Here is an 8358-nt window from a genome sequence, read left to right as displayed (position 1 = left end):
GGCACGAACACGTCGAGCCGCGAGCCGAAGCGGATCAGGCCGAACCGTTCGCCGGCATTGACCGGTTCGGTCGGCTTCACCCAGCAGACGATGCGCCGTGCCACCAGGCCGGCGATCTGCACCACGCCGACCTTGCCGTGGCGGGTGTCGATCACCAGGCCGTTACGTTCGTTGTCGTCGCTCGCCTTGTCCAGTTCGGCATTGACGAACTGGCCGGGGCGATACTCGATGCGGGACACCTGACCGCGCACCGGCGAGCGATTGATATGGCAGTCGAAGACGTTCATGAACACCGAGATGCGCAGCATCGGCTCGGAGCCCAGCTGCAGCTCCGTGGGCGGCACCACCATGGCGACATGGCTGACGCGTCCGTCGGCGGGGCTGAGGATCAGGTCGTCGTCCTGCGGCACCGCCCGTTCCGGATCGCGGAAGAAATAGGCGCACCATAAAGTCAGCACCAGGCCGACCCAGAACAGCGGCTCGGCGATATAACCGAGGATCAGCGAGGCGATGAAGAAGGCGGCGACGAAGATGTAACCTTCCTTATGGATCGGCACGAGCGTGTTGCGGATGGTGTCGAAGAGGTTGATCAACGTTTTCTCCCGTATGGTCAGGGTCACCTGACTACAGCGAAACCGTTTTTGCGGCAATGCGGTTCCAAGACCCAACTGACGGGTTCGGTCGCAATCGCTTTGGCGGTGATCGCGCTTGTGTCGTTCCGCACGGCGGCCACTACCGGTTGTCGTGCGAAGCGAGCACAGGAAATCGAGCCCCTGCCGAGAATACGACCTTAGAGAAGTTTCGCGCCCGATATCAATCTGTGGTTAAATGGCGAGCTCGTTCTTTTGATGATTCAATCTCAAGATGGTCTTTCAGCTGCCATGTCCTTTTCAGATTTCGTTTATCGCCCCTTCGAAACCCTGATCCGGCCCCTCGAAATCCCCCATGAACGTCTGCCCTCCCGCGGCCCCTTCGTGCTGCTCCTGCACTTCATTAGAATGTTCCGGGGGGTTCTGATTTCCATCTCCGTGTTTGCCATGCTGGTGGAATGCATCAACCTTTTCCTGATCTGGAGCCTGTCGATCATCGTTGACGGCGTCGCGGCAAACGGAGCCGCAGCCTTTCTCCACGATCGGTGGCGCCTGCTTGTGGCCATGGGAGTGCTGCTATTCCCGGTTCTGCCTGTCTTCGCATTTTTCGCCAATACGCTTGCCTCGCAAGCGGTCGCGGTCTGCATGCCGGTGGCAATTCAATGGCAGGGGCACAAAGCCGTGGAAAGGCAGGACCTCGGGTTCTTCCATGATCTTTTCGCCGGCCAGGTGGCCTCGCGCCTGTCTCAGGTCGCATCCGCGGTCCAGCAGCAGGTCGTCGTGGCCTTCCAGACGATCCCGCATTTCCTCGTGCAGTTTATCGGGTCGCTGTTCCTGCTCGGGACCGTGGCCTGGCCGCTCGCGCTGCCGGTTCTTATCTGGATTGCCGCCAGCGTTGTCGTTGCCGTTATAGCGGTTCCCCATTTCACCGAGCGCTCCCGCCGTTCGGCCCGCCAGCGCAGCCTGGTCGTGGGTTCGATGACTGATCTCTACAGCAATATCCAGATGGTGAAGCAATTCGCCGCGGAAGACAGCGAAGCAGGCGCCTTGCGCAATGTTTTCGCAAACGTCGTGGAAACCCAGCAGAAAGAACGGCGTATCTACCTGACGACCGACACCGGCATCACAACGCTCAATGTGCTCCTGTGGTTTGCCATGCTCACCGTCGGTTTCTGGGGCATGATCGCCGGGTTTGTCAGCACCGGCCAGTTCGTGGCCTCGCTTTATATCACCCAGCGCCTGTCGGGAAATGCCCGCGCATTTCTGCAGATGGGCCAGCAGATTTTCCAGGCAGTCGGCACCATCCGTGATGCCATGCCGGTGATGACCACGCCGCCAACCATCAACGATGCGCCGGAGGCGCCGCCGCTGGTCGTTTCCCGCGGCGAGATCCGCTTCGAGAATGTCGGCTTTGCATATCGCGCCGACCGAAAGGTTCTCGATAGCCTGACCTTGAACGTTCAGGCAGGCGAGAAGGTCGGATTGGTCGGAGTTTCCGGGGCCGGAAAGACGACGTTGGTGAGCCTGCTTCTGCGATTTTATAACCTGACGAGCGGCTCGATCCTGATTGACGGCCAGGACATTCGCTCGGTCACTCAGGCAAGTCTCAGGGAAAAGATCGGCGTCATTTCGCAGGATGTCGCCCTGCTGCATCGCTCGGTCGGAGACAACATCCGCTACGGAAGGCCCGCTGCTTCGCGGGAGGAAATAGAACAGGCAGCCGTGGCCGCCCAGGCCGACGGTTTCATCGCCGAACTGACCGACGGCGAAGGGCGCAAAGGATACGATGCCTTCGTCGGTGATCGCGGTGTCAAATTGTCCGGCGGCCAGCGACAGCGTGTCGCCATCGCAAGGGTCCTTCTCAAGGACGCGCCGATCCTCGTGCTCGACGAGGCGACCTCCGCCCTCGACAGTGAGTCTGAGGCAGCCATTCAGGATAAGTTAGCGGTGCTGATGAACGGCAAGACGGTGATTGCGATCGCTCACCGGTTGTCGACGATCGCCAAAATGGATCGGATCATCGTTCTCGACAAAAGCCGTATCGTCGAAGAGGGAACGCCAGACGAGCTGCTGACCCGCGATGGCCTCTATGCCCGGCTCTGGAAGCGACAGACCGGTGGTTACATTGCGGATGCTGATGATAGCTAGTGCGTATGAGTGCACTGGGACGACGGCTCCGTACGTCAAGCCGTCGTCAGGTATTGTCCAGGTTTAGTTGCGGTTGCGCCTGGTTACCGCCACCCCAGCCCCGGCGCCACGTGCTTCAAAATGCTCTCCAGCACATGCGCATTGTACTCGACGCCAAGCTGGTTCGGCACCGTTAGGAGCACCGTATCTGCCTCGGCAATCGCTTCGTCGGCCTTCAACTGGTCGATCAGCCTGTCGGGTTCTGCGGCATAGGAGCGGCCGAAGATCGCCTGGGTCTGCGGGTCGATATTGCCGATCTGGTCCTGGCTGTCGCCGCTGCCGCCGAAATAGGCGCGGTCCGTGTCGTTCATCAGCGCGAAGATGCTGCGGCTGACGGAGACGCGCGGTTCGTGGGCGTGGCCGGCTTCCTTCCAGGCCTCGCGGTAGATGCGGATCTGCTCGGCCTGCTGAATGTGGAACGGCTTGCCGCTCTCGTCGGTCTTTAAGGTGGAACTCTGCAGGTTCATGCCGAGCTTGGCGGCCCAGACGGCGGTCGCGTTGGAGCTCGAACCCCACCAGATGCGGTCGCGCAGGCCCGCCGAATGCGGCTCCAGGCGCAGCATGCCGGGCGGGTTGGGGAACATCGGCCGCGGATTGGGCTTGGCGAAACCTTCACCGCGCAGCACGTCGAAGAACACTTCCGCATGGCGCCGGCCAAGATCCGCATCGGTCTCGCCTTCCGCCGGCTGGTAGCCAAAATAGCGGAAACCGTCGATCACCTGTTCCGGCGAGCCGCGGCTGATGCCGAGCTGCAGGCGTCCGCCGGAGATCAGGTCTGCGGCACCGGCGTCTTCCGCCATGTAGAGCGGGTTTTCATAACGCATGTCGATGACGGCGGTGCCGATCTCGATGCGCTTGGTGCGGGCGCCGACGGCGGCAAGCAGCGGGAAGGGCGAGGCGAGCTGCCGCGCAAAATGGTGGACGCGGAAATAGGCGCCGTCGGCACCGAGCTCTTCGGCGGCCACTGCGAGATCTATGGATTGCAGGAGAACGTCGGACGCCGACCGCGCCTGCGACTGCGGCGAGGGGGTCCAGTGTCCGAAGGAGAGAAAGCCGATCTTTTTCATAATGTTACCACCGTGAATTTAATGTGTCTGAGGTTACACGTTAGATGGCATCTCGACCGCGACATGAACAGACGCCGCCCTGTGAACAGTGCGTCCGCTTACCGCGCGGCCTGGGGATCGACCCAGCCCATCCAGGTGGTGAAGGCAAGCAGCGGCGAGCCGAAGAAGATCAGCACCAGCATATAGGCGACAGCGACGCTGCCGAGGACGAGCATGCGGGGAGTGAGGTATCGTTTCATCGTTTTATCCATTATTCCGCCGCTGGAACGCCGCGCAGCACGACGCCGAGGTCGTCGCTCTCGCGCACCTTGCGCAGCTGTTCTTCGGCCTGCACCGCCTCGCGCTGGCGGTTCCACATCGAGGCGTAGAGTCCGTTCTGTTCAAGCAGCGCATTATGCGTGCCCCGTTCCGCAATCCGGCCGTCGCGCAAGACGATGATCTCGTCGGCGCCGATGACGGTCGAGAGCCGGTGGGCGATGACCAGCGTCGTGCGGTTCCTGGAGACCACGTCGAGCGCCGACTGGATCTCGTGTTCGGTCGTAGTGTCGAGCGCCGAAGTCGCCTCATCGAGGATAAGGATCGGCGGAGCTTTGAGGACGGTGCGGGCAATCGCCACGCGCTGCTTCTCGCCGCCGGACAGTTTAAGGCCCCGCTCGCCGACCTTGGTTTCGAAACCGTCCGGCAGGGCGGTGATGAAGTGGCCGATCTGCGCCACGTCTGCGGCGGCAAGCACTTCTTCCTCGCTGGCTGTTGGCCGGCCGTAGCGAATGTTGTAGGCGATCGTATCGTTGAACAGCACGGTATCCTGCGGCACCATGCCGATCGCCGCGCGCAGCGAATGCTGCGTCAGGTCGCGCACGTCCTGCCCGTCGATGGTAATCGAGCCGTCCTGGATGTCGTAGAACCGGTAGAGCAGGCGCGAAATGGTCGACTTTCCAGCGCCCGAGGGGCCCACGATCGCCACCGTCTTGCCGGCCGGCACGTCGAAGGAGACGCCCTTCAGGATCGGCCGGGCCGTATCATAGGAAAAATGCACATCCTTGAAGGAGATCGATCCTTGCGCGATGTCGAGGGGCTTGGCATCCGGCCGGTCGACGACCTCGGGCTGCACTTCCAAGAGCTCGAACATCTGCTCGATATCAGTGAGGCCCTGGCGGATTTCGCGGTAGACGAAGCCGATGAAGTTGAGCGGCACGGAAAGCTGCAAGAGCAGCGCGTTGACGAACACGAAGTCGCCGATCGTCTGCTCGCCGCGCTGCACGGCCAGCGCCGACATCACCATCATCACGGTGGTGCCGAGGCCGAAGATGACGCCCTGGCCGAAATTGAGCCAGCCGAGCGAGGTCCACACGTCGGTCGCAGCCTTTTCATAACGCGCCATCGACGAATCGAACCGCCTGGCTTCCATCTCCTCGTTGCCGAAATATTTGACCGTCTCGAAATTGAGGAGCGAATCGATCGCCTTGGTATTGGCGTCGGTGTCGCTGTCGTTCATCGAGCGGCGGATGGCGATGCGCCAGTCGCTGGCCTTCACCGTGAACCAGATGTAGAGCGCCACCGTGATCGCCGTCACCGCGACATACCAGAAGCCGTAGCTGACCCAGAAGATCACCGCCGTCAGCAGGAATTCGAGCAGCGTCGGCACGGTGTTGAGGATTGTGAAGCGGACGATCGTTTCGATGCCCTTGGTGCCGCGCTCGATGATCCGCGACAGGCCACCGGTCTTGCGCTCCAGATGAAAACGCAGCGACAGCTGATGCATGTGCACGAAGGTGCGGTAGGCGAGCTGGCGCACGGCATATTGCCCGACCGAGGCAAACAGCGCGTCGCGCAGCTGGTTCAAGCCGACCTGCAGGATACGGGTGAAATTGAGCGCGATGACCAGCACCACGGCGCCGAGCAGGAAGGCGGGCAGCACGCCCGCCATGTCCAGCTTGCCGTTCAGCGCATCGGTTGCCCATTTGAAGAAATAGGGTACCGTCAGCAGTACGAACTTGGCGAGGAACAGATAGAAGGTCGCCCAGATGACCCGGGCCTTCAGATCGGCGCGACCCTCGGGCCACATATAGGGCCACAGGTTGACGAGCGTGCCGAGCGGATTGCTGGCATCCGCCGAAATGGTCTTCTTGGTATTCGCCATCGATGTCTCCGGAGCGGGCGCGGGTCAGCCGCATATGGAATTGCCTCTCGCTCCGACCCTCGGCACGAAAAGCCGCTGGCCTCAAGCGTCCCGCACCATCGCTGGGGGAAGCAGAAAGCCGGCGGCTTGCGTCCTTCTCCCGTTCAAATGGGAGGGGAGGGTCCGCAGGACGCAGGCGGATGAGAGGCGTTCCCAAATACGACTGTCCCGATAACGGGCGCGTCAAAACGCCTCCCGCACATAAGGTTCGGCGGCGGATGTTGCAATGACGGTTTCGTGAAAGTTCAAAGGCCGGGCGGAAGACGGAAGGAAGGCCGGGCGGGATTTTCGCCCGGCCCTGGCCTGTCGTGTCACTTGGTGCTGGCGGAGGCGGCGGGCGTGGCGCCTGCGGCGGGCTTGGTGGTCGCTGCCGGCGTCGGCCAGGAAATGTAATAATAGGCCTCGCCGACCATGCCGAAATAGGAGCTGGCCCCGGTCGCCTTCTCGATATAGCTGCCGTCGGCGTTGCGCACGAACTTGCCGCCGTCGTCCCGCGTCAGGCGGTCCTTCAGGAATTGGGTCCAGTCGGACTTGTCGACCGAGGTGACGCCGGTCGAGGTCTGCTTGCCGTCGGTAATATCCCAGGCGGTGATCTGGTCGCCGGCGACCGCGTCGGTCAGCTTCAGTGTGCCGGCGTCGAGCGCTTTCTGCATCGCCTCGGCCATCGCCTTGCTGTCGGGGTTCGCCTTCAGCGCGTCCAGCTTCTCCTGCAACGCCTTCATGAATGCCTTGCTGGACATGTCGCCGACCGATCCGTCGCCGGCCGTCTCGTCTGGCGCGGTGCCGTTCATCGTCCGCTGCAGCGAGGCGATCAGCGCCGCGATCTTGTCGTCCTCATAGTCGTCTCCGCCGTTGCTGCCCGGGAACAGCATGTCGGCAAGCGACGAGGAGGACGAGCCGGACGTCGAGCTGCCCGGCGTCCGGTTGTCGGAGACATCTTTGAATGCGTTGAGAGCTGCCTGAGAGGACCAAATCCGAATAGAATTAATGCTGGAAACCATTTTATTCTCCTGTCCGCGCGGCATGGATCAGAGCCGGAGATAATATGCGAGCACGCCGCCTGACCACCGCGGTATTCCCCCTAACCTGCGCGAAGCTGGCCGAAACGGAGTCGGAGGCCGCTTTACCGCCCAAGGGCCTTTTGGGGAGGCTGGGATGGACGGGGACGTGAATGTGGCTAAGGGGCTGGGTCGTTTTCACGGGGCGGGGGAATCGCCCCCGGTTTCTTGGCAGGGAAGATGCGCTGGAAGAGTCTTTCGCTCCGCCGACGCGGCGCGGCTGGATTCCTGTGACGAGCACAGGAATGAGGGAGATAGGGGAGCTGTCCGCGATTATCTGCAACGCCTCAGACCTGGGTTCCTCTTTGCAAAAGCAACCTCGAAACTAGCTTCCGAAGACACATCGGATTTGGAGTGAAGGCTTGGGCCTAAACCACCCTCATTCCTGTGCTTGTCACAGGAATCCAGCAGCCGCGCGTCTGCGCGGCGGGGACTCTGCCCCAACGACTTCATAACGAATGCAGATGCGAGGCGATGTCCTCCCAATCCGGATTGCGTTCCTCGATCAGATTGAGTTTCCATTTCCGCGGCCATTTCTTCATCGTCTTCTCGCGGGTGATCGCGTCGACAAGGAGGTCGTATTCCTCGAACCAGACGAGCGTCTTGACCCCGTATTTCGACGTGAAGCCGGGTGTGAGTTCGTTCTGGTGTTCGTAAAGGCGGCCGGGGAGATCGCGCGTCACGCCGATATACAGCGTACCATTGCGTTTAGAGGCGAGAATGTAGACGTAACCCTTCATGGTTGAAGTGTGGCGCCGGCGATTATCGTGCGCAAGTGGTCTTTCGCACCGCCGACGCGGTGCTGCTGGATTCCTGTGACGAGCACAGGAATGAGGGAATTTGGAGAACCGCCGCAGTCCCAAGCAACGTCTCCGAAGGGCCGAAAGTGTTGCCCGCAAGGGCTTATCCGCCCCGCCCACTTAACCAGAGAAAGCGCCTCCCGCCCCTTACGACCGGCGATGCATCATCCGCTGGCGGTGGAGTTCTTCCGAGTCGGGCAGGGCCTCGTCCGGCACGCCAAAGATCTGGCCGGGCTGGATGACGTCGGGGTTGCGGATCTGGGCCTCGTTGGCGAGGTAGATCGTCGTATAGCGCACGCCCTGGCCATAGACGCGGCGGGAGATCTGCCAGAGCGTGTCGCCGCGGCGGATGATGACCGAGCTGCGTTCGCTCTGCGTCAGCGCCTCCTGCTGGATGGTGCGGGCGCCGCTGGCATCGGTTGCGGTCATCGGGGCGGCGGTGGCCACTTCGACGCCGTGCAGTTCGCGAGCAATGAT

Annotated in this window: 8 protein-coding genes; 1 reads left to right on the top strand and 7 read right to left on the bottom strand. The window is 61.9% G+C overall.

The window, feature by feature from the left end:
* The coding region (locus MOV61_RS26395) for a phosphatidylserine decarboxylase (RefSeq protein WP_247138709.1) at positions 1-590 on the bottom strand (590 nt) is incomplete at its 3' end.
* A gap of 291 nt (positions 591-881) precedes the next feature.
* Between MOV61_RS26395 and MOV61_RS26390 the strand changes: the two genes are divergently transcribed.
* Entirely contained in the window at positions 882-2738 is a 1857-nt protein-coding gene (locus tag MOV61_RS26390) for an ABC transporter ATP-binding protein (RefSeq protein ID WP_247138708.1), read from the top strand.
* Between the two features lie 83 nt (positions 2739-2821).
* Here MOV61_RS26390 and MOV61_RS26385 read toward each other — a convergent pair whose 3' ends face one another.
* From MOV61_RS26385 to MOV61_RS26360, 6 genes are all read right to left on the bottom strand, one after another.
* Positions 2822-3844: an LLM class flavin-dependent oxidoreductase gene (locus tag MOV61_RS26385; RefSeq protein ID WP_247039606.1), complete on the bottom strand. Its 1023-nt coding sequence runs from the start codon at positions 3842-3844 to the stop codon at positions 2822-2824.
* A 98-nt stretch (positions 3845-3942) separates the two neighbouring features.
* Positions 3943-4083, bottom strand: coding sequence for a hypothetical protein (locus MOV61_RS26380; RefSeq protein WP_157885094.1), 141 nt, complete (start codon positions 4081-4083; stop codon positions 3943-3945).
* An 11-nt stretch (positions 4084-4094) separates the two neighbouring features.
* Entirely contained in the window at positions 4095-5984 is a 1890-nt protein-coding gene (locus MOV61_RS26375) for an ABC transporter ATP-binding protein/permease (protein ID WP_247138707.1), read from the bottom strand.
* Between the two features lie 350 nt (positions 5985-6334).
* Positions 6335-7024, bottom strand: coding sequence for a hypothetical protein (locus MOV61_RS26370; RefSeq protein WP_247138706.1), 690 nt, complete (start codon positions 7022-7024; stop codon positions 6335-6337).
* Positions 7025-7530: 506 nt separating this feature from the next.
* Positions 7531-7821, bottom strand: a complete 291-nt coding sequence (locus tag MOV61_RS26365) for a GIY-YIG nuclease family protein (RefSeq protein WP_038541582.1) — start codon at positions 7819-7821, stop codon at positions 7531-7533.
* Positions 7822-8028: 207 nt separating this feature from the next.
* On the bottom strand, positions 8029-8358 hold a 330-nt coding region (locus tag MOV61_RS26360; RefSeq protein WP_247138705.1), incomplete at its 5' end, for a LysM peptidoglycan-binding domain-containing protein.

The sequence above is a fragment of the Neorhizobium sp. BETTINA12A genome (assembly GCF_023006485.1).
Taxonomy (GTDB): Bacteria; Pseudomonadota; Alphaproteobacteria; order Rhizobiales; family Rhizobiaceae; genus Neorhizobium.
The sequence above is the reverse complement of the archived record's forward strand: the minus strand, read 5'-3'. Positions and strand labels throughout refer to the sequence as shown.

Bases quoted from the DNA above. Each gene is read 5' to 3' on its own strand.
- MOV61_RS26375 (WP_247138707.1), bottom strand. From the start codon at position 5,984: ATGGCGAATACCAAGAAGACCATTTCGGCGGATGCCAGCAATCCGCTC.
- MOV61_RS26390 (WP_247138708.1), top strand. From the start codon at position 882: ATGTCCTTTTCAGATTTCGTTTATCGCCCCTTCGAAACCCTGATCCGG.
- MOV61_RS26365 (WP_038541582.1), bottom strand. From the start codon at position 7,821: ATGAAGGGTTACGTCTACATTCTCGCCTCTAAACGCAATGGTACGCTG.
- MOV61_RS26380 (WP_157885094.1), bottom strand. From the start codon at position 4,083: ATGAAACGATACCTCACTCCCCGCATGCTCGTCCTCGGCAGCGTCGCT.
- MOV61_RS26385 (WP_247039606.1), bottom strand. From the start codon at position 3,844: ATGAAAAAGATCGGCTTTCTCTCCTTCGGACACTGGACCCCCTCGCCG.
- MOV61_RS26370 (WP_247138706.1), bottom strand. From the start codon at position 7,024: ATGGTTTCCAGCATTAATTCTATTCGGATTTGGTCCTCTCAGGCAGCT.